The sequence below is a fragment of the Rhodococcus sp. JG-3 genome, assembly GCF_000482405.1.
Classification (GTDB): Bacteria; Actinomycetota; Actinomycetes; order Mycobacteriales; family Mycobacteriaceae; genus Rhodococcoides; species Rhodococcoides fascians.
Genome location: NZ_KI519398.1, coordinates 573,528 through 598,691, shown reverse-complemented (window position 1 = coordinate 598,691; position 25,164 = coordinate 573,528). Strand labels below are relative to the sequence as shown.

Annotated in this window: 24 protein-coding genes and 3 tRNA genes; 15 read left to right on the top strand and 12 right to left on the bottom strand. The window is 63.8% G+C overall.

Annotated elements, in window-relative coordinates; genetic code table 11:
* Positions 1-93: 93 nt before the first annotated feature.
* A complete protein-coding gene (locus K414_RS0104085) occupies positions 94-1,194 on the top strand; it encodes a DegT/DnrJ/EryC1/StrS family aminotransferase (RefSeq protein ID WP_027494785.1) in 1,101 nt (366 codons plus the stop codon).
* A complete protein-coding gene (locus K414_RS0104080; protein ID WP_027494784.1) occupies positions 1,194-2,150 on the top strand; it encodes a Gfo/Idh/MocA family oxidoreductase in 957 nt (318 codons plus the stop codon). Before K414_RS0104085 ends, K414_RS0104080 begins: the two co-directional genes overlap by 1 nt.
* Here K414_RS0104080 and K414_RS25985 read toward each other — a convergent pair.
* Complete coding sequence (locus K414_RS25985) at positions 2,144-4,312, bottom strand: hypothetical protein (RefSeq protein WP_152530356.1); 2,169 nt, start codon at positions 4,310-4,312, stop codon at positions 2,144-2,146. The two genes, K414_RS0104080 and K414_RS25985, sit on opposite strands and share 7 nt — an antisense overlap.
* Positions 4,313-4,406: 94 nt before the next feature.
* On the opposite strand from K414_RS25985, the gene K414_RS0104070 reads away from it, so the two are divergent.
* The 4 genes from K414_RS0104070 (at position 4,407) to K414_RS0104055 (ending at position 8,501) form a co-directional block, all read left to right on the top strand.
* Positions 4,407-5,207, top strand: coding sequence for a glycosyltransferase (locus K414_RS0104070; protein WP_027494783.1), 801 nt, complete (start codon positions 4,407-4,409; stop codon positions 5,205-5,207).
* A gap of 118 nt (positions 5,208-5,325) precedes the next feature.
* Positions 5,326-7,068, top strand: coding sequence for an amidohydrolase family protein (locus tag K414_RS0104065; RefSeq protein WP_237606124.1), 1,743 nt, complete (start codon positions 5,326-5,328; stop codon positions 7,066-7,068).
* Positions 7,069-7,671 (top strand): TetR/AcrR family transcriptional regulator, encoded by a 603-nt coding sequence (locus tag K414_RS0104060; protein ID WP_027494781.1) that lies wholly within the window; start codon positions 7,069-7,071, stop codon positions 7,669-7,671.
* Positions 7,668-8,501, top strand: a complete 834-nt coding sequence (locus K414_RS0104055) for an alpha/beta fold hydrolase (RefSeq protein ID WP_027494780.1) — start codon at positions 7,668-7,670, stop codon at positions 8,499-8,501. Before K414_RS0104060 ends, K414_RS0104055 begins: the two co-directional genes overlap by 4 nt.
* Before the next feature lie 7 nt (positions 8,502-8,508).
* Here K414_RS0104055 and K414_RS0104050 read toward each other — a convergent pair whose 3' ends face one another.
* The 6 genes from K414_RS0104050 to K414_RS0104025 all read right to left on the bottom strand — a co-directional run bounded on the left by K414_RS0104050 (position 8,509) and on the right by K414_RS0104025 (position 14,641).
* Entirely contained in the window at positions 8,509-10,386 is a 1,878-nt protein-coding gene (locus K414_RS0104050) for a glycosyltransferase (protein WP_027494779.1), read from the bottom strand.
* A gap of 102 nt (positions 10,387-10,488) precedes the next feature.
* A complete protein-coding gene (locus K414_RS0104045; protein ID WP_027494778.1) occupies positions 10,489-11,358 on the bottom strand; it encodes a TylF/MycF/NovP-related O-methyltransferase in 870 nt (289 codons plus the stop codon).
* Positions 11,359-11,409: 51 nt separating this feature from the next.
* Positions 11,410-12,312: a glycosyltransferase family 2 protein gene (locus K414_RS0104040; RefSeq protein ID WP_027494777.1), complete on the bottom strand. Its 903-nt coding sequence runs from the start codon at positions 12,310-12,312 to the stop codon at positions 11,410-11,412.
* Positions 12,305-13,111, bottom strand: a complete 807-nt coding sequence (locus K414_RS0104035; RefSeq protein ID WP_037218880.1) for an ABC transporter ATP-binding protein — start codon at positions 13,109-13,111, stop codon at positions 12,305-12,307. The genes K414_RS0104040 and K414_RS0104035 overlap by 8 nt, the downstream gene beginning before the upstream one ends.
* A 10-nt stretch (positions 13,112-13,121) precedes the next feature.
* Complete coding sequence (locus tag K414_RS0104030; protein WP_167669101.1) at positions 13,122-13,958, bottom strand: ABC transporter permease; 837 nt, start codon at positions 13,956-13,958, stop codon at positions 13,122-13,124.
* A gap of 104 nt (positions 13,959-14,062) precedes the next feature.
* The gene (locus K414_RS0104025; protein WP_027494774.1) at positions 14,063-14,641 is read right to left on the bottom strand and encodes a bacterial proteasome activator family protein; all 579 of its coding nucleotides are present in this window, start codon (positions 14,639-14,641) and stop codon (positions 14,063-14,065) included.
* A 175-nt stretch (positions 14,642-14,816) separates the two neighbouring features.
* Between K414_RS0104025 and K414_RS0104020 the strand changes: the two genes are divergently transcribed.
* A complete protein-coding gene (locus K414_RS0104020; RefSeq protein ID WP_027494773.1) occupies positions 14,817-16,022 on the top strand; it encodes a cysteine desulfurase-like protein in 1,206 nt (401 codons plus the stop codon).
* A 73-nt stretch (positions 16,023-16,095) separates the two neighbouring features.
* Here the strand turns inward: K414_RS0104020 and K414_RS0104015 are convergent, their stop codons facing one another.
* Entirely contained in the window at positions 16,096-17,085 is a 990-nt protein-coding gene (locus K414_RS0104015) for an NAD(P)H-quinone oxidoreductase (protein WP_027494772.1), read from the bottom strand.
* Between the two features lie 34 nt (positions 17,086-17,119).
* A complete protein-coding gene (gene mgrA / locus K414_RS0104010) occupies positions 17,120-18,154 on the bottom strand; it encodes an L-glyceraldehyde 3-phosphate reductase (protein ID WP_027494771.1) in 1,035 nt (344 codons plus the stop codon).
* Positions 18,155-18,300: 146 nt separating this feature from the next.
* Between mgrA and K414_RS0104005 the strand changes: the two genes are divergently transcribed.
* The 3 genes from K414_RS0104005 (at position 18,301) to K414_RS0103995 (ending at position 19,817) form a co-directional block, all read left to right on the top strand.
* Positions 18,301-18,744 (top strand): MarR family transcriptional regulator, encoded by a 444-nt coding sequence (locus tag K414_RS0104005; protein ID WP_222085094.1) that lies wholly within the window; start codon positions 18,301-18,303, stop codon positions 18,742-18,744.
* Positions 18,745-18,801: 57 nt separating this feature from the next.
* Positions 18,802-18,891, top strand: a tRNA-Ser gene (locus K414_RS0104000).
* Between the two features lie 113 nt (positions 18,892-19,004).
* Positions 19,005-19,817: a formate/nitrite transporter family protein gene (locus tag K414_RS0103995; RefSeq protein ID WP_027494769.1), complete on the top strand. Its 813-nt coding sequence runs from the start codon at positions 19,005-19,007 to the stop codon at positions 19,815-19,817.
* 25 nt (positions 19,818-19,842) lie between these two features.
* On the opposite strand, the gene K414_RS0103990 is transcribed toward K414_RS0103995, so the two are convergent.
* Both K414_RS0103990 and K414_RS0103985 read right to left on the bottom strand, forming a co-directional pair.
* Entirely contained in the window at positions 19,843-20,757 is a 915-nt protein-coding gene (locus K414_RS0103990; protein ID WP_237606123.1) for a pseudouridine synthase, read from the bottom strand.
* A gap of 78 nt (positions 20,758-20,835) precedes the next feature.
* Positions 20,836-21,171 carry an excalibur calcium-binding domain-containing protein gene (locus K414_RS0103985; RefSeq protein ID WP_027494767.1) on the bottom strand — a complete coding sequence of 112 codons (336 nt, stop codon included), beginning with the start codon at positions 21,169-21,171 and terminating at the stop codon, positions 20,836-20,838.
* 160 nt (positions 21,172-21,331) lie between these two features.
* Here K414_RS0103985 and K414_RS0103980 point away from each other — a divergent pair, with 160 nt between their 5' ends.
* Both K414_RS0103980 and K414_RS0103975 read left to right on the top strand, forming a co-directional pair.
* Positions 21,332-21,535, top strand: coding sequence for a DUF3072 domain-containing protein (locus K414_RS0103980; RefSeq protein ID WP_027494766.1), 204 nt, complete (start codon positions 21,332-21,334; stop codon positions 21,533-21,535).
* A gap of 292 nt (positions 21,536-21,827) precedes the next feature.
* Positions 21,828-22,874 carry an alpha/beta hydrolase family protein gene (locus K414_RS0103975; RefSeq protein WP_027494765.1) on the top strand — a complete coding sequence of 349 codons (1,047 nt, stop codon included), beginning with the start codon at positions 21,828-21,830 and terminating at the stop codon, positions 22,872-22,874.
* Here the strand turns inward: K414_RS0103975 and hisC are convergent.
* Positions 22,863-23,918 carry a histidinol-phosphate transaminase gene (gene hisC / locus K414_RS0103970; protein ID WP_027494764.1) on the bottom strand — a complete coding sequence of 352 codons (1,056 nt, stop codon included), beginning with the start codon at positions 23,916-23,918 and terminating at the stop codon, positions 22,863-22,865. The two genes, K414_RS0103975 and hisC, sit on opposite strands and share 12 nt — an antisense overlap.
* Positions 23,919-24,014: 96 nt before the next feature.
* Between hisC and K414_RS0103965 the strand changes: the two genes are divergently transcribed.
* The 3 genes from K414_RS0103965 to K414_RS0103955 all read left to right on the top strand — a co-directional run bounded on the left by K414_RS0103965 (position 24,015) and on the right by K414_RS0103955 (position 25,120).
* Complete coding sequence (locus tag K414_RS0103965) at positions 24,015-24,779, top strand: dienelactone hydrolase family protein (protein ID WP_027494763.1); 765 nt, start codon at positions 24,015-24,017, stop codon at positions 24,777-24,779.
* A 123-nt stretch (positions 24,780-24,902) separates the two neighbouring features.
* A tRNA-Ser gene (locus K414_RS0103960) sits at positions 24,903-24,992 on the top strand.
* A gap of 55 nt (positions 24,993-25,047) precedes the next feature.
* Positions 25,048-25,120: transfer RNA gene (locus K414_RS0103955), tRNA-Arg, on the top strand.
* Positions 25,121-25,164: the final 44 nt, after the last annotated feature.

The window sequence follows — 25,164 nt, the reverse complement described above, 5'->3', positions numbered from 1 at the left end:
CCGGGACCTCGTGGCAGGCGATAGTGTCGACGGGTAAAGATGCGAATCGGTACGGTTTTCCGTCGCAGCCAGATCGGTCCGAGGGGTATGTCAGTGATTGCAATTTCCAGTGTCGTTTTCGGCGAGGATGTCGAGCGTGAAGTACTCGATACCCTTCGTTCGGGCATTGTCGCGCAGGGTCCCAAGGTCAAGCGCTTCGAGGAGCAGTTCGCTGAGCTCGTCGGTGCCGGCCACGCAGTGGCAGTGAACAACGGCACGACCGCCCTCGGTGCGGCGTTGGAAATTCAGGATCTGCAGCCCGGTGACGAGGTCTTGACCAGTCCGTTCACATTCGTCGCGACGTTGAACGCAATTTTGGATGCGGGTGCCATCGTCCGATTTGCCGATATCTCTGCGGATGATTTCAACATCGACCCGGTAGACGCGGCCACGCGAATTACCGATCGCACTGCCGTACTGATGCCGGTTCATCTGTACGGCCAGTCTGCGGACATGGCCGCGATAGGCGATCTTGCGCAACAGCACGGCCTTGCCATCGTGGAGGATGCGGCGCAGGCGCACGGTGCGACGTTCGACGGCCGCGGAGTCGGCACGTTCGGGCTCGGCTGTTTCTCCTTCTATGCCACGAAGAATTTGACCACCGCCGAGGGCGGCATGATCACCACCGACGACGAGGCCGTCGCCGACCGCTTGCGAGTCCTGCGCAACCAGGGGATGCGCGCCCGGTACCAGTACGAGGTCGTCGGTCACAACTACCGGATGACCGACTTGCAGGCCAGCCTCGGTCTACCCCAGCTGGCCGGCTATCGGACGCAGGTCGAGCAGCGTCGGCGCAACGCGGACATGCTCACCACCGGGTTGAAGGACGTTGCCGGACTGACTTTGCCCGCAGAACTCGAACGCAGAGGGCACGTCTGGCATCAGTACACCGTGCTGGTCGACGAGGACGCCTCGATCGACCGCGACGAGCTGAGCTCGCGACTCGCCGATGCGGGTGTGGGGAGCGGAATCTACTACCCGAAGACCGCGTACGACTACGACTGCTACCGCGAACACCCGAACGTGGTCATCGAGGACACACCGGTCGCCACGTCGGTCTCCCAGCGGTGCTTGAGTATTCCGGTACATGCGAACTTGACCGTAGATGACATCGACACCGTCGTGTCGGCTGTTCGTTCGGCGATGGGACAGTGATGAATCCTCGGGTTGCACTGGTCGGATCGGGTCGCATGGGGTCTCTGCATGCCAGGGTCATCGCCCAGTCGGATCGCTGCGATCTGGCTGTGCTGGTCGAACCACGGGAGAGTCAAGGTCGTGCTGTCGCCGAGCGCTTCGGCTGTGACTGGGCTGCGGAATTCGACGACCTCGCCGGTATCGATGCGGTGGTCATCGCTGCGGCGACTCCTGCTCATTACGACATCGCGTCGAGAATTCTCGAACTGGGTAAGCCGGTGTTGGTCGAGAAGCCCTTGGCCGCCACGTACGAGCAGAGTTCTGAGCTCGTGGGCAAGGCTGCGGCCGGAGACATTCCGTTGATGTGCGGGTTGCTCGAGCGGTTCAACCCCGCGGTGCGTACGGCGCGTGAGTTCGCGGGTGACGTGTGGCAGGTCAACGGCATTCGACATTCTCCGTTCGTATCGCGAATCTCGACCGGTGTGGCGACCGATCTCCTCATTCACGACGTCGATCTCGCCATTTCTTTCGTCGGTTCCGAACCGAAATCGGTTGCGGGGGAGTTCGGCTACTTCCATCCGGCATCGAAGGAAAACCATGCCGAGGACTGCGCCGATGCAATCCTTCGGTTCGAGTCAGGCGCTGTGGCAACGATTTCAGCGAGTCGCATCAGTCAGCGCAAGATCCGGCAGCTGTCGCTGCTCGAATCCGATCGGCTGATCGAGATCGACCTTCTCCGCCGCGACATCACCGTCTATCGGCACATCGACGACGACATGCCGTCCGATCGAGACGGATACCAGCAGCAGACGATCATCGAGATCCCCACCATCAGGTACAGCGAAGAGCCGCTCTCGGCTCAGCTGAATCACTTCCTGGACCTCGTCGCTGGATCAGGAGATGTTGCAGCAGAACGTGACTCGATCCTTCCGGCGCACCGTGCGGTGGACGAAGCGACGCAGTCGGCGGCTCACTGATCGACCGGTCGGCGTCGTCTGACGCCGACCACGACCGATTGCGCAAGCGCCATCAGGAGACCGCCTGCGGCGAGTGCTACACCGCCGGTGGTGCCTGGCGGCGCGTACTCGATGGTCGCGGTCTCGCCGCCCTTGGGCAGGACCACCTGAAGCAACCCTCCCTCGGTTGCGCGTACCTCGGCCGGAGCCCCGTCCACGGTTGCCGTCCAACCGGGCCAGGCGAGCAAGGCAAACGTCACGACACCGGAGCCGTTGTATCGCACAGTCTCTCGGGTGTCCGTCTCGGCATCGTCCGCAAGAACGGTGACGCCGTCGCTTGCAGCGGACAGTCGCCCATCCGGCCACGCCAGCGGCGTGTTGCGGTGTGCGACGGTGACGACATCGGCATTGGTGGTCGTCCAGCGGTCGCGTGGAAGCGCATCGAAAGCGTGTAGATCTCCGTAGGGGCCACTGTTCTGAACGATGATCGTGTCGAGCCGGAGTGCATCCGCCCATGACACGCCGGTTCCGGGTGCCGTTGCCATCAACCTGTCCACTGCGTCCGGGCAGGTGACTCCGCCGTAGTAATTCAGGCACAGCGCGTCGACGAAATCCTCGTAACTGATACCGGCGTAGCTGTTCACGGCATCCACGCCGGAGGCTTGCCACGCGTTGCCGAACACCAGATCACCCCATTGCGACGTGGGAGCGTCGTCGGGAATGGAATCCGTGTCGGCGATCGCGAATGTGTTGCCGGTGTACCTGCTGTCCAAGCGGTCTTCCAGGAACGCAACCTGGCGAGGAAAACGCCAGGGTGTGACGTTGTCGTTGCTCTGGAACCATGCGTTCGTCTGAAGCGCGAGGGTGGCCACTATTCCCACGACGAGGACGCCGCCGAAGACGCGTGGTGCTCGATAGGCTGCGGTGACAGCCGCTATCGTCAGCACGCCGCAGACCAGCAGTGCCAGGGCATGGATGCCGAGGTCGTCCGGAACACTCGACCACGCCAGGTAGAACTGCAGCACCAGGAGTGCAGCCGTGATCGAGGCTCGGAGTCGAAGCCTTTCCCGGTGCAGACCGGCGCTGGCCGCAACCGCTGTGACCACCAGTAGGGGCAATTGGCCGTATTCGATCAATCTGATCGGCCAGCGAAAAAGCCACAGGTTCGACGGTCCGAGTAGCAACACGGCATAGACGCCTGCGAAGACGGCCAGCGATACGGCACTTTTCCGCAGGTTACCGAGTGTGCGCCACCTGATCCACGGGCTCAACGGAACGAGAAACCACACCAGGTAGCCGATGGGGACGGTCATGAAGCTGGCCCCGAACGACTCGACCATCGGCAGATGAGTCGGGCTGCTGACGTTGATCAAATCGCCCAGTCCGGGGCGGAGGGTTCCGTCGTTGGACACTCCGGACTGGTTTCGCACCGACACATCGGTGGTGAAGGCGAGCGGGAGGTAGACGATCAAGGACATCGCCAGGATCGATGCTCCGCTGACGATCAGCGACAAGATGCGCCGATAGTTGCCCAGCGCCACGACCTCTGCGATGACAGCGAGATACACGACGGCGACCGCGACGGCACCGTATGGATTGCCGGTCGTCATGGCCATGAAGCCGAAGAAGATGGGAACTATTGGATTCACTCGGCCGAGGGCAGCGGACCGCGTGGACCACCAGACGTGTGGGATCCACGCGAAGGCGAACAGGCCCGACGCCCAACTGGAGGCATCGAAGTACAGCGTGTAGCCGGCGAACGGCATCGCGAAACCGGCCACGAACGCCATCGACGTTCGTGCGCCGTACTGCTTCGCCAGGATGTAGACGCCGACGGCGAGAATCGCCATGAACTGCATCTTGACCAAGGTGATGCCGATGGCCAGATTCGGAATTGCCGCGATCAGCGCGGAATTGGCCAACAGCAGCGGGTTGTAGGTGCCGTAGAGCGCCTCGGCGGTGACGTTTCCGCCGGCCCACAGTTCCGGCAGGAGCGTCGGCCACGATCCTGACAGCAGTCTTTCGCCGATCACCCGCCATCCCGGTGTGAACGCCGCTGCACTGTCGTCCCAGTAGTAGAACCATCGGTTCGTGAGCATGGGGATCGCCGCGGCGACCGCGACGGTCAGGGCGAGAACCGCGGGCGGCAGTACACGCGCAGCCCAGGGGCGATCAGAAGTCACGAAACGCCTTCGTCGGTGATGGTCGGTGAGCATCGGACAGTCCGTTGCAGCGTAGTGTTTCGTCCGTTCGTGGTTTTCGACAGGCGCTGAAAGGGTGACTGTGTTCTCTGGTCCCGCTCCGAGTTCGCGGCCGGACGCGGTCGAATTGTCGGTGGTCATACCTGCCCACAATTCCGCCCGAGTCATCGAATCCACTGTGAGCGCTTTCGTCGAGTACCTGTCCGGACGGCCGGCAGAAATCATCGTGATCGAGAACGGTTCGACCGATTCCACCGCCGACATCTGCGCTCGCCTTGCGGCCGGTTGGGCGCACCCCACCGTCGCGCTGTCGGTGTTGACCAGTGCCAAGGGGATGGGTAACGCGCTTCGGCTCGGTGTCGAGCAGTCTCGCGGTGACAGCGTGCTGCTGACCGCCGACGATCTTCCATTCGGGTTCGACGATCTGAACGCGGCTGCGCAATGGACCTCCGAAACCGGGTCGACTCCGTTGGTGGCCATCGGCTCGAAGGCGCATCCGGAGTCTGCTGTGCAACGTGGGGTACTTCGCGCAGTGATGACCTTCGGTTTCACGTCGCTCCGCAGAGTCGTGCTGGGCACTCGAACGAAGGACCCGCAGGGAACGTTCATCGTCGATGGCACCCTTCTGCGTGCGGTGGCTCCGCAGCTGATCGAACCGGGTTTCCTGTTCACCACCGAATTGGATTACGCGGTGGAATTGGCCGGTGTCCGTCCTGTGGAGCTGCCGGTTCGTCTGTCCGAATCGCACCGGAGCGAGCCCAGCCGGGTTGCGATCGGGGATGTCGTGAAGATGGCCCGGGGCCTGCTGTCGTTGCGAGGGCGGCGTCACGAACTTCTGGCGGCCGCACGAGCCGGTCGTCAGGCTGTCGACGCCTGAAGCGGTCCGCTCCGGGCTATTGCGAGTGACCACTCTCTAAGTTACTGTTTCGTCATTCTATGACGGAGGTCACATTAACCCGAACATTCCTTTCGATGTCGTCATCGCCGGCGGAACCGTGTACGACGGATCCGGCGGCCCTGGAGTTCGGGCGGATGTGGGCATCGTCGACGGCGTCGTGCGGGCCGTGTCGTCCACTCCCCTCGAGGCGGGCGCGACGACCGAGGTGGTCGACGCCACCGGCAAGTGGGTCACGCCGGGCTTCGTGGACGTACACACCCATTACGACGCAGAGGTGTTGGTCGGGCCGGGTCTCGAAGAGTCCGTCCGGCACGGGGTCACGACGGTTCTCCTGGGCAACTGTTCGTTGTCGACGCTCTATTCCACCCCGGTCGACATCGCGGATCTGTTCAGTCGGGTCGAGGCGCTGCCGCGCGATCATGTGCTCAAGGCCGTCGATGCGCACAAAAATTGGAACAGTCCCGACGAGTACATCGCAGCCCTCGAGCGCCTGCCTCTCGGGCCCAATATTGCTGCGTTGGTCGGTCATTCGGATCTCCGTGCGCACGTCATGGGTCTCGACCGCTCGACCGACCGAAGTCAGAAGCCCACTCGCGAGGAATGGCGCGCCATGTCCGACGCGCTCGAGAAGGCGCTCGATGCCGGGCTGCTCGGAATGTCGACCATGACGAACCCGTGGGACAAGTTGGACGGCGATCGATACCGGTCTCGTTCGTTACCGTCCTCGTATGCGCGGTGGAGCGAATTCCGTTCTCTGCACAAGATTTTGCGTCGACGCGGTCGGTTGTTGCAGAGCATTCCGAACTTGAACACCAAGTACGACATGTTGTTCTTCCTCGCCTCGGCCACCGGGGTCGGCCGCACTCCGCTCAAGATCTCGTTGCTGGCGGCGGCCGATGCCAAGGCGTCGCCGTGGATCCATCGCGTCTTCGGCCCGCTCGCCCGGATGGTCAACGGCCCGGGCAAGGGCCAGTTCCGCTGGCAGCACCTCCCCACCACGTTCGACGTGTATTCCGACGGCATCGATCTCGTGGTGTTCGAGGAGTTCGGCTCGGGCCGCGCCGCACTGCATCTGCGAGAAGAGTTGGGACGCAACGAGTTGCTGTCCGACGAGGCGTACCGCCGCTGGTTCCGTGCCGACTTCGAGAAGAAGTTCAGCTCGCGCGTCTGGCATCGCGACTTCGCCGACGCCGAGATCACCGAATGCCCCGACGCGTCGGTCGTCGGAAAGAACATCGCGGAGGTCGCAGCCGAACGTGGTGTGCACGTGGTCGACGCATTCCTCGATCTGGTGGTCGAGCACGGCCGAAAGTTGCGCTGGCACACGACGGTTGCCAATCACCGCAAGCGGCAGATGGACAAGCTGATCAATCAGTCCGGGGTGACCGTGGGGTTCTCCGATGCCGGCGCTCATCTGCGCAACATGGCGTTCTACAACTTCGGCATTCGGTTACTGCACCGCGTGCACGACGCGCGAAACGATCGCCGGCCGTTCATGACCGTGGAGAAGGCAGTGCACAAGCTCAGCGGCGAACTGGCCGACTTCTACGGTGTCGACGCCGGGCACCTGCGGGTGGGGGACCGTGCCGATATCGTCGTGATCGATCCGGAGGGCCTGAACGACGATGTCCTGGCCTATCGCGAGGAGACCATGCCGGAGTTCGGTGGCCTGAGCCGCATGGTCAATCGCAACGACCGAGCGGTCACCGCCACTCTGGTCGCGGGCCGAATCGTGTTCTCCGGCGGCACCTTTGCGCCCTGGTTCGGTGTGTCGGAGCGGGCCGGTAGCTTCCTGCGGGCAGGCACTCCCACCGCCCCGCGACGCCGGGAGCGTGTGTGAGTGGCGAGTCAACACCAGCGTCGAACCGAGACCATCGGAAAACTGCTCGACGCGACTATCGCATCGTTGTGCGAGAAGGGCTACGCCGCAACCAGTGTCAGTGAAATCGTCAGCCGGGCCGGAGTGTCGTCCGGGGCCATGTTTCGACATTTCGACACCAGGCTCGACCTGATCGTCGCCGCAGCCGACGAGGTTCGTCGACGTCAGTTCGAGGAGTTTCGCCGCGGCCTGTCCGGTTTCGGTAGCGCATCCATCGAGCACTGTCTCGAACTGCTCAGAGCAGCGTGCCGCGCCCCGATCAACGGGGCCTGGTACGAGCTGTTGACCGCCGCCCGCAGCGACGACGAGCTGCGAGAGAGACTGCAGCCGTTCACCGTTCGATATCACGAGCAGATCGCCGAACTTGCTCGTGCGCTTCCCGTTGCCGGCGTGATCGATCCGCAGCATCTGGAAACGGTGATCTTCAGCGTCGTCCACCTGCTCGACGGCGAGGCGTTGGCAGCCGTGGTCCATCCGCAGCCCGAGCAGGAAGCCATGCGGCTGAGGATGATTGCCCACCTGTTGCGCGGCGGCGCACTGCATGCCCTGACCGACGCAGGATGACCCACTGGACCGTACGCACATCGGGGGCCGAGCTTCCCGTTTTCGAGTACGGAAACCCGGCAGCCCGCTCGACGGTGTTGCTGGTGCACGGCTATCCCGACAACCATCACGTGTTCGATCCGCTGATCACCGCGCTCGGCGACACGGTCCGGGTGATCGCCTACGACACACGAGGCAGCGGAGCGTCAGTGCTGGAGCCTGCGGCAGACGTCGCCATCGAGCAGCTGGCGCGGGACGCCTTCGCGGTGGTCGAGTCGATTCCGGGCCTCACCGGCAAGGTGCACGTCTTCGCCCACGACTGGGGTTCGGTCCAGATGTGGGAGGCGATGGCCTGGCCTCGGGCGAGCACCGCATTCGCGTCGTACACGTCGGTGTCCGGGCCCAGTCTGGATCACTTGCGGCAGGTGGCACGGGCGCGGTCGGTCCGGCCGTATCGATGGCCGTCGCTGGTGGGGCAGTTGGCCAGGTCCTGGTACGTCTTCGGGTTTCACGTGCCCGTTCTGCGAACGCGAATACCGGCTCTGCTGGCCCGACTGCAGGCCGAGGGCGAGCCGACCCCGACGGTGGCCGACCAGCAGCGCGGCATCGCGCTGTACCGGGCCAACGTGCTGCGGCGGGTGCTCCGTGGACCCGATGCGCGGTGCTTCGTCCCGACCACCGTGGTGGTCCCGACACACGACCCGATGCTGTCGACGAACCTCACCGACGGTCTCGATCGATGGATCCCCGACCTGCGCGTCGTTCACGTCGACGCGGGCCACTGGTGGCCGTACACGCACCCGGCCGACGCCGCCCGCGTGCTGCTGGAGCGGGTGCGGGCCACGGGGTAGCCGGTAGCTACTTGCCGAACAACCGTGCCCAATTGGAGCGACTGGTCATCGACTCGAATTCACGACGGTAGCTGTCACGTATTCGTGGAGCCTGGGACCGCAACTTCCATTGCGCACGGAGACCCCGGACGAGCAGTTGCTTCATCAGTTCGGCGTTGTGCCGTCGGACGCGAACGCCTTCCTGAGAGGCGTCGGTGACGACGGCGTGCCCGAAGAGTGAGACGTGCCACCAGTGCGCGTCCCGACTCGCGATAGCGACGGGATGCGGGTTGACGCGTCCGCGCAGTTGCTGCATCAGCCGCTTGGCCAGGACGAGCCCTTCCATGCTGGGCCACGGTGCAGCGCTGGCGATCTGGTAGTCGGCGTTCTGCAGTTCCGGTGCGTGCGCAGCGGAGTGTCGCACCGTCTCGGAGTACATCGCTCGTTCACGCCGGATGTCGGCAGCGGCCTCGATGCCGCCGTCGTGGAAGACTTCGGGACCCTGCAGAAAGTCCTCGATGGCCTTGATATGAGTGAGCGCCAGTCCGTATTGCATTCCGACGAGGAACCGCAATAGATCGCGAGAAAGGCTGCGAAACAGTACCTTTCCATCGAACTCGCTGTGCAGGGCCGCGGTGAGCAGGCCGTTGCGAATGTTGAAGTAGCGGTGCCACTCGTCCCAGTCCTTCCAGGAGAAGTCGGCGTGCCATACGCCTGCACCCGGAAGGGTGACGGTAGCGAATCCGCGGCTGCGGGCGCGCAATCCGTACTCCACGTCGTCCCACTGGAAGAAAAGTGGGAGCGGGTATCCGACCTGAGCAATGATCTCGGACGGAATGAGGCAGGTCCACCAGCCGTTGTAGCCGGCGTCGACGCGAATGTCCTGACTCTTCTTCACAACGCTGGAGTTGACGAGCGCGTTGGTCGACGGAATGCCCACCTTGGGTCCGGAAAGGTCGGCGTGTTCGGCCCCGACGAGGATGCGATCAGGGTGAAACAGCCCCAGCATCTGCGCTCCGACGATGGCCGGCTCCACCGTCATGTTGGCGAAAGCATTGACACGCAAGACGGTTTCGGGCTCACACAGGATGTCGTCGTCCATCAGAATGACGTTGGCGTGATCGGCTCCGACGACGTCGGTGACCTCGTACATCCCGCGGGTGAAACCGCCTGCACCGCCGAGATTGGGTTGACGTATGTAGACGAGCTTGTCACCAAGCACCCGTGCGATGTTCTGGAACTTCTCGCGAATCTCGACCAGGTCGGTGCCCTGGTCCACCACGTACACCGCATCGAGACCGGCAACGACCTCTGAGTCGTTACCCAGTACTGCAACGGTTTCCGCGCATTCGTCGGCGCGGTTGAAGGTGCACACCACCACGGCCGCGGGTCGGACTGTCTCCGGGGAATCGACGCTCCACGCCACTTCTGAGAGCTTCAGAGTGGTTGTGTGCGTGTTGATTCGGATCCACATGGCGCCACCGTCCACGAAGCGGTCCAACAGGCCGTTCACTTCGACGGTGCCACTGCCGTCTACATCGACCGCGTCGACGGTGCGATCGCGGCCATCCGAGTCGGACGCAACCAGAGCGATGCGTCCGGCCCCGTCGTAGGACAGCTGTACCCGTACCTCTGTGACGGCCGTCCAGCGTTGCCAGTAGCTCGCAGGAAACCGGCCGAAGTAGGTGTTGGTGTCGATTTCCGCGTTGGGCTCGATCGCCACCTCGTGGCGTGACCGGTAGGCCAGACCGCTGGCGATGTGCGTGTAGAGGTCGTCGTCGATCAGGGTGGACGGACCCGAGAACAGTCCGCGCTGGACAACGAAGCGCGATTGCGGGTCGTGCTCCACCAGGCGCGACCGCACATCTGAACTGCTGTGTGCGATGTCGGGGGCTGTATCGGTCATCAACGCTCCATCGATTTCGTACGGATTCGAGTGGATCCTCGTGAGACCCCCTGCGCTGCGATCCTACCTGCGGCGATTGGGGTCTTATGTGCAAGGCCCGAGTCAGTCACGGACACCTGAAACGCGGGGTGCCTTACGAATCCGTACGACGACCTGTTCGTTGTCTACCGTGTATCCCAGGTAGTCGAATTCGGTGCCGGTGCGCGCGACGAATTCCGTCCACGCCCGGTATTCGTGGTTGCGCCAGCCGGGGAAGTTGAAGTACTCGTCGAACACGATGACGGTGCCCACTGCGAGTCGATCGGCCACGAGGTCCAGCACGGTGACCGTCGACGAGTACAGGTCGGCGTCGAGGTGCAGGAAGGCCAACTTCTCGTGGTGGCCCTTCAGGAATCCCGGCAGCGAATCCTCGAACAGCCCAGGGACGATCTGTGCGCCGGGCACTTCGGGGATGGTGTCCTGCTCGAACAGTCCCTTCGGAAAGCCCGTACGCCAGGTCTCGGGTAGGCCGGAGAACACGTCGAATCCGGCGACGACGGTGATGTCCTTACGCGACGCCAATTCCTCCGCGATGATCTCGAGTGTCGTCCCGCTGGCCACTCCGAACTCGAGCGCCATGCCGCGAATGGAGACCTCACCGAGGGCGAATCGCAGCGTTGCGTGCGGCAACGGAAAGGTGGGAGCAGTCGACATCATTTCTTCGGCGAACTCGGCACTTTGGGCGGCGGCCTCGACCTCGGAAGCGAAATAGAGGTCGCGGCGCATGCGTAGCTCTAGCCCTCGCACAAAGCCGCGTAAATCCTCGATCTCACGCCGTTGACGTTCGAGAACGTCGAGCAATGTCGCCTGCTGATCGCTGGTCTGCTCGGCCAGCTGTGCGGTCTGCTGAGCCAGAACCTCGCCGATTGCTCGTTGAAGCTTCTCCCGTGCCGACGACTTGATGCGATCAGCGAGCTTCCGAGGTTCCGTCATGGGCACACGGTAGCGGTATCACGTGGGTGCGCGCACCCCTTGGAGGCAGCCTCAGGGCCTACGGAAGTGTTCTCGGCGCCCCAGGCCGCGGAGCCGGAACCATTCTGCTAAACCGCGAGGATTCCTGGTGGTGATCAGGAAGAACCAAGTGAAGCGAATCCACTCTTGCGGCAACAGCTTTCGCATACCCGGCTGCGACATCAGGTAACCGCGGTTGCGGTAGGTGAAGTAGCGCTTGGTCGCATCCTCCGGGTACTGCGTGTGCATCCGCCCACCGAGGATCGGCTTGAACTCCTCGGCCCCGTTCGGGTGCACGTACGCGGCGGTGAGACACGTGCCGAACTTCAGGCCCGAGCGCTGCAATCGGCGGTGTACTTCCACCTCGTCGCCGCGCACGAACAGCCGCAGATCGGGCACGCCGACCGCATCGATGGTCGAGGCCTTGAACAGGGCACCGTTGAACAACGATGCGATGCCTTCGAGCAGATCGTCGTCCGGATTCTCCGGGTCGATCAACTCCGAGCGAAGACGACGCCACTCGACGCCGCGTCGCAACGGGAACGCCAAACGATCCGGATCCTCGATGTCACAGACGACTGGGGAGACCTCGTCCAGTCCGTGCGCGAGCGCGCAGTCGTAGAGGGTTTCGAGGACCTTCGGGCCCTCGGGTCGGCCGTCGTCGTCGGCGAGAAACACCCAGTCCGCGCCGAGCGAGAGCGCATACAGAATGCCAAGCGCGAATCCGCCTGCGCCACCCAGATTGTGCTGAGAGCCGAGGTACGTCGTCGGCAGGGCCGTCGACTCCACCAACTCACGGACGTCCGGCTCGTTCGCATTGTCGACGACGACCAGATGATCGAGCGGACGCGTCTGGGCACCGATCACGTCCAACGACAGAGCCAACAACTCACGCCGCTTGTGTGTGACGATGACCCCGACAATCTTGTCAGGCACCGGTGTTGTCCTCGCGCTCGATCTCTTTCAGGATCTGCGCGACGTGGTCACCGGCGTCGTCGCCGTCGTATGCCCGCACCACGTCCTCGATGCCGCCCTGCTGGCGAATCTGGCCGTGATCGATCCACATCGCGGTGTCGCACAGCTGAGCCAGGAATTCGTTGGAGTGGCTGGCGAACACCAGGATTCCCGAGCGCTTCACCAACTGCTGCAGTCGGTGCCGGGCCTTCTTCATGAACTCCGCGTCGACGGCACCGATGCCCTCGTCGAGCAGCAGGATCTCCGGGTCGATGCTGGTGACGACGCCCATCGCGACGCGCACCCGCATACCTGTGGAGTAGGTGCGCAGCGGCATGTCGAGGTAGTCGCCGAGTTCGGTGAAGTCGGCGATCTCGTCCATCTTCGCGAGCATCTGCTTGCGCGTCTGGCCGAGGAACAGCCCACGAATGATGATGTTCTCGTAACCGGAGATCTCCGGGTCCATACCGACGCCCAGATCGAACACCGGCGCGACGCGGCCGCGGATGGTGGCGCTGCCACGCGTCGGCTCGTAGATGCCCGAGAGCAGCCGCAGCAGCGTCGACTTGCCGGCACCGTTGTGTCCCACCAGGCCGACGCGATCGCCGTCCTTCAGGTTCATCGTGATGTTCTTGAGGGCTTCGACGACGACGACGTCGGAGGAGTTCCGGTCGATGGCACCGCCGGCTTTGCCGAGGAACGCCTTCTTCAAAGACCGCGTCTTGGCGTCGAAGATCGGGAAGTCGACGCATGCGTCATGGGTACTGATGCTGATGGACAACTGCTGACCCCTAAACCCAGTAGGGCACGCGGGCCCGGTACTTCTTGAGAGCGACGATGGCCAGCGCCCACCCGACGACGGTGAACCCGAGCACGATGTACCAGTGGTACGCCTGCTGGTCCTCGCCGATCAGAGGGGCGCGGATGATGTCCAGGTAGTGGAAGAGCGGGTTGATCTCGACGAGCTTGGCGCGTTTCGCGGCCTCGCCGCCCATCTGCACGAGTCCCGATGTGGTCCACACGATCGGCGTCATGAAGAACATCAGCGTGACGAAGCTGCCGAGGATCGGGGCGATGTCGCGGTAGCGGGTGGCGATGATGCCGAAGAGGATCGACACCCACACCGCGTTGAGCAGAATCAGGACCAGCGCCGGAATCGCGAAAATCACGGTCCAGTGCAGTCCGCCGGGCGGCCAGAAGATCGCGATGATGATCACGTAGATCAGCAGGTTGTGGCCGAGCAGCAGGAGCTGACGCCACACCAGGCGATACACGTGCACGCTGAGCGCACTGGGCAGCTGCTTGATCAGACCCTCGTTGGCGACGAAGACGTCTCCGCCCTCGAGAATCGCGGCACTGATGAGGTTCCAGATGATCAGGCCGACCGTGACGTGCGGCAGGAACTCGCGCAGATCGATGTCGAGAAGCACCGAATACAGCAGGCCCATGGCGATGGCCTGCACGCCGGTGGCGATGGTGATCCAGAACGGGCCGATCACCGACCGTCGATAGCGCTGCTTGATGTCCTGCCAGCCGAGATGCAGCCACAGCTCACGCTGGTTGAAACCGGTCCGCAGATCGCCGAACGCGCGCCGATAAGTCTGTGAGTCCGAAACCGGAGCAGGCATCTGTTCTCCTGCCTCGCTCTCGGGATCCTTCGCTGGTGCCGACACGACGGTCGACACTACCTGCAATCGACCATGCAGCTCATTTTGCAAGCGTGTGTGTGGTGTTACAGGTACTGGCCGGTACCGCTGCCGTGGCCGCCGCCCGGTGTGGGCATGACACCGGGAGGCAATGCGCCCTGACGCATCTGCTCGAGTTGGGCCCGTGCGGCCATCTGCTGAGCGAAGAGTGCCGTCTGGATGCCGTGGAACAGTCCTTCGAGCCAGCCGACGAGCTGAGCCTGCGCGATCCGCAGTTCGGCGTCGGTGGGCACGACGTCGTCGCCGAACGGCAGCACCAGACGCTCGAGCTCGTCGCGCAGCTCCGGGGCCAAGCCCTGCTCGAGCTCCTGGATGGACGATTTGTGGATTTCCTTGAGCCGGTTGCGGCTGGCGTCGTCGAGAGGTGCCGCGCGCACTTCTTCGAGCAGCTGCTTGATCATCGTGCCGATGCGCATCACCTTGGCGGGCTGTTCCACCATCTCCGAGAGGTCCGATCCGTCGGACGACTCCTCGTTGGCCGCCGATCCGGAAGCGCGGGCTGCAGCAGCGGTGGCTTCCTCGCGGCTCAGTGCGAGTGGCTCTCCGTTGGGGCCGATCACGACGACGTGATCGCCGGGTGCATTGTTCGACTCGGATTGCGTCATGCATCCATCTTTACGCGTCGCCTGCCGTTGCGCGATCGACAGGGGCGATTATCCTGGTTCGGTCGTTCGCAACCGGGGTGTCAGGAGGATCGAAGCGTGCGTTGTTGGCTGCCGTTCCCTGGGGAAACGGGACGTGAAACACACCCTCGGCGGGTCGGCGCTTAGAGTGTCCGGCATGGGGTACGACGTCGCACGGGTCAGAGGGTCCATTCCCTCCCTCGGCGACGGGTGGATTCATTTGGACCCTCAGCTGGGAATGCTGATTCCGGATCGCGTGTCGACGGCCGTCTCCACGGCGTTCCGGCACAGTGCGCCCAATCATTCGGCCGGCAACATCGCTGCCAAGCGGAGTGCTGCTCTGCTCGAATCCGCCCGCGTCGCAATCGCAGATCTGGTCGGTGCCTATCCGTCCGGGGTGGTCATCGGACCGGATCGGGCGACGCTGCTGTCATGGCTCGCCGATTCTCTGAGCTCCCGGCTCGGGCTGGGAACCGGCCTGGTGCTCTCGCGTCTGGACGAGGAAGCCAACGTCGCGCCGTGGCTGCGGGTCGCCAGCCGAACCGGCGCACACGTGCGCTGGGCCGAGGTCGAGATCGATACGTGCGAGCTGCCCACATGGCAGTTCGAGGAACTCATCACCTCCACCACCCGGCTCGTCGCGGTCACCGCGGCGTCGCCGATCGTGGGTAGCGCTCCCGACGTTCGCGTCGCGGCGGATCTGGTCCACGAGGTCGGTGGACTCATCGTCGTCGATGCCGCCGGAGCAGCCCCCTACGCACACGTCGACATCAAGGAACTCGGAGCCGACGTCGTCGCGATCGACGCGGCCGCGTGGGGTGGGCCGTCGGTGGGTGCGCTGATCTTCCGCGATCCGACACTGCTCGACCAGTTGCCGTCGATGTCGCTGAACCCGTCGGCGAAGGGGCCCGAGCGGCTCGAGGTCAGTGGTCATCAGTACGCGCTGCTGGCCGGTGTCGTGTCGTCCATCGACTACCTGGCCAACCTCGACGACGCAGCGACGGGGACCCGACGTGAGCGGCTGGAGCTGTCCATCGGGTCGCTGCAGCACTATCAGGATCGACTCTTCGAGCATCTGATGGCTGCGCTCGCCACCCTCGATCACGTCATGGTGCTCGGCACTGCGCCCACGCGTATCCCGACCGTCAGCTTCACGGTCGACGGGATGCCCGCGGTGAAGGTGTCCGAGCAACTTGCGCAGGCTCGAATCGGCAGCGTCAGCGGGGTCCACGGTGGCAGTCGTCTGCTCGACGCCCTGGGCGTCAACGACGAAGGTGGTGCCGTCACCATCGGACTCGCTCCCTACACCACCCGGTACGAGATCGATCAGCTCGTGAAAGCTCTCGCTGCGCTCGCTCTATGAGAGCGGCTGCGCCGCACGTGCACGGAACTTCGTAGCCCACTACGAAGTTCCACGCACGACCCTCGGGCGCACATCACTGCACGCGCAGGATGACCTTCCCGATCGTCTCGGCGTCGTCGAGCATTCGATGCCCTTGTGCTGCTTCGGTTATCGGGATTTCGGCATGCACGACGGCGGTGACGCGGCCCTCGGAGATCATCGGCCACAGGTGCGCGGTCATGTCGGCGACGATGTCGGCTTTGCTCGACGGTCCGGTCTCGGGGCGTCCACGCAATCCGGCCGCGTGTACCGAGCCACGCTTGGCGATGAGCTTGCCGAAGTTCAGCTCCCCGTTCACGCCGCCCTGCATTCCGATGGTGACGACGGTGCCGCCCATGGCGAGGGCATCGAGGTTTCGGTCGAGGTACTTCGCGCCCATGTTGTCCAGGATCAGGTCGGCACCGTGATCGTTTGTCTGTGAACGGATTTCGGTGACGAAGTCTTGATTCTTGTAGTCGATGAGGATGTCGGCACCGAGGTCCGCGCACATGTCCAGCTTGTACTTGGATCCGGCGGTCACGGCGACGGTGACGCCCATCTGTTTCGCGACCTGGATTGCGTGCGTACCGATTCCGCTGCCGCCGCCGTGGATCAGCAGTACTTGGCCCGAACGCATGTGCGCATCCATCACCAGGTTGGACCACACCGTGGACGCGACCTCCGGAAGTGCTGCTGCCACATGGAGATCGAGGCCCGCAGGGATCGGGAACAGCTGGGTGGCAGGCACGGCGACCTGCTCGGCGTACCCGCCACCTGCCAGAAGCGCGCAGACCCTGTCGCCGACGTTCCAGCCGCTGACGCCGTCACCGAGCTCGGAAATGATTCCCGAGCACTCGAGACCGAGGATCTCGCTGGCACCCGGGGGCGGCGGGTAGTTGCCCTGACGCTGCATCAGATCGGCACGGTTGACGGCGGTGGCGGAGACGTCGACGATCACCTGTCCGCGGGCCGGTCGTGGATCGGGAACCTCGGTCCACTCCATGACGTCGGGATCGCCGAATTCTTTCAGTGTGATTGCACGCATGCATCCATGATGCGCCACCGCTGTCGCAGGCGCTTTACAGGTCCCAGAGGTTGATGCCGAAGTCGCCGGCGTGACTGTCGATCTGTTCGAGTTCGGCGTCGGAGAAGTCCAGATTGTCCAGCGCCGCGACGTTGTTCTCGAGCTGCTCGACGCTCGATGCGCCGATCAGTACCGACGTCACTCGCCGGTCGCGCAGCGCCCAACTCAGTGCGAGCTGCGCCAGTGACTGACCGCGGGCCGACGCGATGTCGTTCAGTGCGCGAAGGTGCCCGATGTGGTCGTCGGTGAGCCAGTCCGGGTTCAGTGACTTGCCCTGTGCTGCGCGCGAATCCGTGGGAATGCCGTCGAGGTACTTGTCGGTGAGCATGCCTTGGGCGAGGGGAGAGAATGCGATGACGCCTGCGCCGATCGCGTCGAGGGTGCCCAGCAGTTCGGGCTCGATCCACCGGTTGACCATCGAGTAGCTGGGCTGATGAATCAGCAACGGAACGCCGGCGTCGGCGAGCAGATCCGCCATCTTCTGCGTGCCTTCGGGCTTGTACGAGCTGATGCCCGCGTACAGGGCCTTCCCCTGTTGAACGGCGCTGATCAGCGCGCCGGCTGTTTCTTCGATGGGGGTGTCGTGGTCGGGGCGGTGGCTGTAGAAGATGTCGACGTGGTCGAGTCGCATGCGCGCCAACGATTGGTCCAGTGAGGACAGCAGGTACTTGCGGGAGCCCCCGAAGCCGTACGGGCCGGGCCACATGTCCCATCCCGCTTTGCTGGAGATGATCAGTTCGTCGCGGTAGCCGGCGAAGTCCTCGGAGAAGATGCGGCCGAAGTTCTTCTCGGCGCTTCCGTACGGCGGACCGTAGTTGTTCGCCAAGTCGAAGTGGTTGATTCCCAGATCGAAGGCGCGACGAAGAATCGAGCGCTGCTTCATCAGTGGAACGTCGTCGCCGAAGTTGTGCCACAGGCCCAGCGACACCGCCGGCAGTACCGGCCCACGCGATCCCACTCTGCGATACGACATGGATTCGTAGCGATCGGCGGCGGCAACGTACGGAGGGTCGATGTAGGGATCTGTCATAACTCGACCCTAGGTCTCATCGGCGAATCGGACCCCGAACCACGGCAAGCTACTCGTGAGTAGATTTCCTGCCTAAGATGACTCGCGTGACGGCCGAATTAGCCATTGGTCCCGGGGGGGACCCGCAGTGGCTCGACACTGCGGAAATGAGAGCTTGGCGTGCCTATGTCGACGGCGGTCAACGATTGATGGAGGTATTGAACAGGGATCTACAGGACAGACACGACCTGTCGATGGCGGAGTACCGCATCCTGGTGATGCTGTCCGAGGCGGACGACGGCTCCATCCGCATGAGCGAGTTGGCCGACGGGGTTCTGTCCTCCCGAAGTCGCCTCACCCACCAGATCAGGCGGATGGAAGTCCAGGACATGGTGCGCCGCAGTACCTGCGCGCACGACGGCCGTGGCGTCCTCGCCGTCATCACCGAGGAAGGTCGACGACGACTGACGGAGGCAGCACCCACGCACGTCCGCAGCGTCCGGCAACATCTGGTCGATCTCCTCACCCCGACCGAACTCGAGGTCCTGGGCGACATCTTCCAGAAGGTGGACGCCGCCATGGACGCATCGGCAACCAGACCCCGACGCTGACGGCCGGCGCAGAGGGGCGATTGGGCCGGTGCCGCCCCGGCCGTTAAGATCGCACACGGAAGCGTGGCAGAGCGGCCCAATGCACTCGCCTTGAAAGCGAGAGACGTGTAAAAGCGTCCGGGGGTTCAAATCCCTCCGCTTCCGCCATATGTCGATTGATCGAGCCCGGTCCGCCCGCGAGGGTGGACCGGGTTTGTTCGTTTGCGAAGCAGCGAATTCTCGGCTGGCATCAATACCGGTTCAGTGGGTACTACCTGCCAATGAGCGAAGAAGCGCGGCGCAACGACGGCGACAACGAGGGACCTCTGGAAGAGGAGCTCGAGGAGAGTTTCGACGCTGTCGTCACCGAAGGTGGCGAGCGATTGCATCGCACCGTACGCACCGTTCTGATCACCGGGCTCTTCGGCGGACTCGAGGTCGCTCTGGGGGTGATGGCGTACCTGGCGGTGCTGGACGAGACCGGCAGTCACCTGCTGGCAGGCCTGGCGTTCGGAATCGGCCTCGTGGCCATCTATCTCGCGCACGGTGAGCTGTTCACCGAGGATTTCCTGATGCCGATCGCCGCGATTGTGGCCCGCAACGGCACGCCTGCACAGCTCGCGAAGTTGTGGGTCGGGACGCTGCTCGCAAACTTGCTCGGCGGTTGGTTCGTGATGTGGTTGATCGCGCACGCGTTTCCGCAATGGCTCGAAGTGTTGTCCGAGTCGGCACATCATTTCGTCTACGCACCCTTGGATCTTCAGTCGATCTGCCTCGCTGTTCTCGGTGGCAGCACGATGACACTGCTGACCCGCATGCAGCAAGGAACCGAATCCGACGTGGCGCGGATCATCGCCGCCATGGCGGCGGGTTTTCTGTTGGCCGGATTGCAGTTGTTCCACTCGGTCCTGGATTCCCTGCTGATCTTCGGGGCCATCCACGCAGGAGCGGACGTGAGCTATCGCGAGTGGATCGAATGGTTCGGCTACACAGTGCTGTTCAACATCATCGGCGGCGTCGTGTTGGTCACGGCGCTGCGCTTGGTGCGCACGAAGGAACTCGTGAAGTCCGAGCGTGACCAGAATTCTGAGTAGTGATCGGAGCCGAGAGTCATGGACTTCAGTTCTGCACCCAACGCTCCAGGCTTCGCTGAGTCTCGAAGCGTCGCACAGCTTTCGAGATCGGGTCGATGAATTCGATTGCACTGGCCAGTAATTGGAGTGGAGCTGTGAAATCGTCGACGGCTCGGCCGGTTGCCGTCGGGTAGAGATCGTCACCCAGGATGGGGATGCCCAACGAATTCATGTGCAGACGCAGCTGATGGGTTCGTCCCGTCGACGGTGTCAGTCGATACCGTCCGATGCCCTCGCGGTGGTTCAAGAGTTCGACGACGGTGTGCGCGTTGGGTTCTCCGGTCACTTCGCGTGCAGTGAACTGGCCCTTGTCCGAGACGATTCGACTGCGTACCTCGGTAGGCAGGGCGAGGGACGGTTCGTAGGCCGCGATGGCCTCGTATTCCTTGTGTACCTTCCGATCCTGGAACAACGTCTGATACGCCCCGCGCAGGGTCGGATCGACGACGAACAGCACCAGGCCCGCGGTGACGCGGTCGAGTCGATGAGCGGGCACCAGTTGCGGCAGATCGAGTTCGAGACGTAGTCGCACCAACGCGGTCTGCAGGATGTGGCCGCCGCGCGGAATCGTCGGTAGGAAGTGCGGCTTGTCGATCACCAGTACGGCATCGTCCCGGTGCACGATCGAGATATCGAAGGGCACAACGGTTTCCGTCGGCAGGTCGCGGTGGAACCAGAGAGCCTCACCGGGGACGTACGGCGCATCAGCGGATAGAGGGCCGCCCATGTCGACGACCTCACCCGCAGCGAGCATCTCGTCGATGCGCCGCGGCGAGATGCGTTGCTCGGTCGCCGTCAAGAACTCGCGGACGGTGGGCCATGAGCCGTCCTCGGGCATTCGGACGCGTGCGGGGTCGAGGCCGTAGCGCTTCGCCAGGGGCGGTTGCTGGCGTCGTCTCACCGACCGAGCGTATCCGTCCGCCGAGATCGCACTTGTGCAGACAATCGACAGCGATTCACTTACACAAGTGCGAACTCGCTACTCGCAGCCGATGCCGTCGTTGTCGCGGTCGAGGTGGGGGCCGTAGCCGTACTCGTCGCGATAGACCGGTGCAGCTCCGGCGTCGCGGGCGGCGTCGCAGTTCTGGTACTGGAACCCACCGTTGGGCCGAGGTGCGGGAGCGGGCGCACCCTGAGGTGCGGGCGGGGGAGCGAAAGCAGGCGGCGGCGGAAGGATGCAGAACTGCGCCGAGCCGGCACCGCACAGGAAATCGGTGATCGGATCCGCCGAAGCGAGGGCGGGGGTGGTGACCATGGCTGCCGCAGCGATCGCGCTTCCGATGCCGATTCTGACCAGCAGATTCTTCGTCTTCATGTTGCTCCAATTCGAGGGGGTGCGATGGAGCTTCCTCGTCGGATCCTTGAACTGTCAACGAAGTCATTCGCGCGACCGACAGCCGTACTGAGCAGGGCGGCACCGACATGCGCAGGATCGACGCGTTTGGAAACCGTCACGAGGGCGTATTTACGAACGTATGAGCGAAAACGAGCAGGTCAACCAAAACCCCGAGAAGGATCCCGACGACTGGGTCACCGGCGACGAGCCGATGACCGGTCCGCAGAAGAGCTACCTGAGCACCCTCGCGCAGGAGGCAGGGGAGGAAGTTCCCGACGACCTGAACAAGGCGCAGGCGTCGGAAATGATCGACAAGTTGCAGGGCGAAACCGGCCGCGGTTGAGCCTGCTCCGTCAGAAGTCCACTCGATGTGACATCGACCCCCGAAAAGTCCACCGAATGTCACATTGAGTGCCTTCCGAAGCACCTCCCGGTGGCAGCATCCGACCAGGTAGACCGTTATTTCTTCGGTACATGTAACAAAGGATTACGCAGACTTTTGTACCCGGGATTTCGCGGCTACTGTGAGCGGACCCACAGCCCTCGGCGTGTCTGCGTCGCGGTGGGTACGTTGTGGAACGGATGTTGTTTGTGTTGCGCCCGCGAGGGTGCGCCTGGGGAGGATGGCAGATCAGATGCACCGTCGTGTGTTGGCAGTAGCGGGGGCTGCGCTGGCTGTGTCCTTGCTGTCGTCGGGTATCGCCGGAGCGCAGCCGCTTCCGGGTACCGGCAGTGCCGATGGTGGCGGGGCGGCACCTGGCATACAGGCGCAGTCGTTGCCGACGGCAGCGGCTCGTATCGACCGAGTCGACATGTTGACTCCGCGTCGTGCGGCCGTGTGGGTCGATTCGCCGGCCATGGGTCGGGCGATCCAGGTGCAGGTTCTTCTTCCGGCCGCGCAGGCGGTGTCTCGCCCGACGCTCTACATGCTCGACGGCGTCAGTGCCGGCAAGGAATCCGATTACAAGGAAAGCACCTGGACGCAGAAGACCGACATCGTCGATTTCTTCGCCGACAAGCAGGTCAATGTGGTGTTGCCGGTCGGTGGATCGAGTAGCTACTACACCGACTGGAATGTTCCCGACCCCGTCCTGGGCGTCAACAAGTGGGAGACGTTCTTGACGGCGGAGTTGCCGCCGCTGATCGACGCGCGGTTCTCCGGTAACGGCACCAATGCCATCGGCGGTGTGTCGATGGGTGCCCAGGCCGCGATGGATCTCATCACGCGCCACCCCGATCTCTACACCGGAGTAGCCGGTTTGAGCGGGTGCTACGACAACTCGCAGAACAACCTCAAGGACGCTGTGCGCGCCACGGTCGCCACCAACGGCGGCAACGCCACCAACATGTGGGGCGAGAACGCCGACGCGAAGTGGATCGAACACGATCCGTCACGCAACGCAGAAGCATTGCGCGGCAAGGACGTCTACGTGTCCGTCGGCACCGGCCTACCCGGCCCGTACGAGCTGGGCCCCGGCGGCGGTGGTGTGCAGGAGGCTGCGATGGGCGGACCGCTCGAAGCTGCAGCGCTGTACTGCACCACGCTCTTCGACACACGCCTGCGCTCGATCGACATACCGGCCACCTTCACCTACCGCCCGTACGGCATTCATCAGTGGCCGTACTGGCAGGACGATCTCCGGGAATCCTGGCCGACGCTCGAGCGCGCGCTAGGACTGTAGAGCGAACTTCAGAAACGCGTCGTTCTCGTGCGGGTCGCCGATGGTGACCCGCACTCCGTCGTTTCCGTAGGAACGCAACAGCACGCCCTGTTCGGCTGCGCCCGAGGCGAATTCACCCGAACGCTCGCCCAGCGGCAGCCAGATGAAATTGGACTGGGATACGCCCACGTCGTAGCCACCCGAGACCAGGGCGTCGCGCACTCGATCACGTTCGGCGATCAGTGCATCGGTCCGAGCCAGTAGCTCGGCCGATGCTTCGAGCGACGCCAGAGCCGCCTGCTGAGCAATGGTGCTGACGGCGAACGCAATTCGAACCTTCGACAGTGCCGTGATCACCTCGGGATCGGCCACCGCGTAGCCCACTCGCAGACCCGCGAGGCCGTACGCCTTCGAGAACGTCCGCAGCACGATCACGTTGCGCCGACCGCGAGCGATCTCCACCCCGTCGGTGTGATTGCCTGCCGCGTCGGGCCGGGTGTACTCGAAGTAGGCCTCGTCGAGGACGACGAGGACGTTGGGCGGCACCGCGTCGAGAAAGGCCACGAGCTTGTCGCGCTGAACGACGGTTCCGCTCGGGTTGTTCGGGTTGCAGACGAAGATCAGCCGGGTGCGCTCGGTGATGGCGTCGAGCATGGCGTCGAGATCGTGCACGTGGTCCGAGGTCAGCGGCACCTGAACGGGCGTCGCTCCCGTCACCCGGACGATGATCGGATAGGCCTCGAACGAGCGCCACGCGAAGATCACCTCGTCACCGGGGCCACAGGTGATCTGGACGACCTCCTGGCACAACGCGACCGAGCCGTTCCCGGCGGCCACGTTCTCCGGAGTCACTCCGAGCTTCTTCGCCAACGACTCGACGAGCGCCGTCGCGCGGATGTCGGGGTAGCGATTGACGCCGCCGGCCGCTTCCGCGATCGCCTCACGGACACTCGGCAGAGGGCCTTGTGTCGTTTCGTTACTCGCCAGCTTGATCGCACCGGGAAAGCTGCGGCCGGGTACGTAAGCGGGGATGGCGTCGAGGTCGGGGCGGATGTGCACGGTCACGTCAGTCATTATGCGCCGACCCTGTCGGTAGTCGACTTCTGCCTGTCCGCGTCAAAGCTGTGCAGGACGGCCGCGATCGTCCTATCTTCGTACAGTATGTCGGGAACTTTCAGCGACTTCGCAGTCCTTCGGTCCGCCCCCGCGCCCACAGTCGGCGCGGACGACGAGGTGGATACGGCCGCATCGAAACCCGTCTCGCAGGAGAAAGTGCCGCTGACGGCCGTCGAGCCCGATGGGTCCCCGCGCGGCGGGATCGTCGTGTTGCACGAGGCCAGGGAGATTCCCGAGTCGCTGAAAGATCTCCTTCGCGCCCTCGCGTTGGAAGGGTGGCTGGCGGTAGCGCCGGACCTGTTCCATCGGGGGCACGGCGACGACAAGGAAGTGTTCGGCGACGACCTCTTCGCCGATTTCGACGCCACCTCCGACTGGCTCGTCCAGCGCGGGGTGTATTCCGATTGCATCGGCGTCATCGGATTCGACGATGCCGGAACGGCCGCGTTGATCGTGGCCACCAGCCGTCCGGTCGGAGCGGCGGTCAGTGTCGCCGCAGCAGGGATCGTGGAGCCGCTCAATTCGGACGCCATCGCATTGGTCGACGCCGCGCCCAAGCTGCAGGCGCCGTGGCTCGGCCTCTACGGCGAGAACGACCCCCACACCCCACCCGAACACATCGAAGCCCTTCGCGATGCCGCCACGCGCGCCTCAGTGGCCACGAACGTCGTCAGCTACTCCGGTGTTGAGCATCGCGCCGATCATCCTCGGGAACAGCCGGGCAGCAGCGACGACACCGACCCCGCCGAGGCTGCTCTCGTCGATGCGCAGACGCGCATCTTCGACTGGTTCGACAGCTTCATGCGTTGACGAGCAACAAGCATCTTTTACGCGAACGCCGCGCGAACCTGGGGCGTCGACCAGCCGTTTTGCCTTCTGGCCTCAGCCGTGTGTAATCTCTTTCCTCGGCGGTCCGAGAGGGCCGGCAGCCTAGGAGGCGTGCCAGAGCGGCCGAATGGGAGTCACTGCTAATGACTTGACCCTTCACCGGGTCCGGAGGTTCAAATCCTCTCGCCTCCGCCACGCTGATCCGCAAGGATCGGCACGTCGGTTCTTCGGAACCGACACAACTGAACATGCGCCCGTAGCTCAACGGATAGAGCACTTGACTACGGATCAAGAGGTTAGGGGTTCGAATCCCTTCGGGCGCACAGAAGAAAATGCCCCGAACTGCAGCGATGCGGTTCGGGGCATT

Excerpts from the sequence above, each read along its gene's own strand:
- K414_RS0104080 (WP_027494784.1), top strand. The coding sequence starts at position 1,194 with ATGAATCCTCGGGTTGCACTGGTCGGATCGGGTCGCATGGGGTCTCTG.
- K414_RS0104055 (WP_027494780.1), top strand. The coding sequence starts at position 7,668 with ATGACCCACTGGACCGTACGCACATCGGGGGCCGAGCTTCCCGTTTTC.
- K414_RS0104050 (WP_027494779.1), bottom strand. The coding sequence starts at position 10,386 with ATGACCGATACAGCCCCCGACATCGCACACAGCAGTTCAGATGTGCGG.
- K414_RS0104045 (WP_027494778.1), bottom strand. The coding sequence starts at position 11,358 with ATGACGGAACCTCGGAAGCTCGCTGATCGCATCAAGTCGTCGGCACGG.
- K414_RS0104030 (WP_167669101.1), bottom strand. The coding sequence starts at position 13,958 with ATGCCTGCTCCGGTTTCGGACTCACAGACTTATCGGCGCGCGTTCGGC.
- K414_RS0104025 (WP_027494774.1), bottom strand. The coding sequence starts at position 14,641 with ATGACGCAATCCGAGTCGAACAATGCACCCGGCGATCACGTCGTCGTG.
- K414_RS0104020 (WP_027494773.1), top strand. The coding sequence starts at position 14,817 with ATGGGGTACGACGTCGCACGGGTCAGAGGGTCCATTCCCTCCCTCGGC.
- K414_RS0104015 (WP_027494772.1), bottom strand. The coding sequence starts at position 17,085 with ATGCGTGCAATCACACTGAAAGAATTCGGCGATCCCGACGTCATGGAG.
- mgrA (WP_027494771.1), bottom strand. The coding sequence starts at position 18,154 with ATGACAGATCCCTACATCGACCCTCCGTACGTTGCCGCCGCCGATCGC.
- K414_RS0104005 (WP_222085094.1), top strand. The coding sequence starts at position 18,301 with ATGAGAGCTTGGCGTGCCTATGTCGACGGCGGTCAACGATTGATGGAG.
- K414_RS0103995 (WP_027494769.1), top strand. The coding sequence starts at position 19,005 with ATGAGCGAAGAAGCGCGGCGCAACGACGGCGACAACGAGGGACCTCTG.
- K414_RS0103985 (WP_027494767.1), bottom strand. The coding sequence starts at position 21,171 with ATGAAGACGAAGAATCTGCTGGTCAGAATCGGCATCGGAAGCGCGATC.
- K414_RS0103980 (WP_027494766.1), top strand. The coding sequence starts at position 21,332 with ATGAGCGAAAACGAGCAGGTCAACCAAAACCCCGAGAAGGATCCCGAC.
- K414_RS0103975 (WP_027494765.1), top strand. The coding sequence starts at position 21,828 with ATGCACCGTCGTGTGTTGGCAGTAGCGGGGGCTGCGCTGGCTGTGTCC.
- K414_RS0103965 (WP_027494763.1), top strand. The coding sequence starts at position 24,015 with ATGTCGGGAACTTTCAGCGACTTCGCAGTCCTTCGGTCCGCCCCCGCG.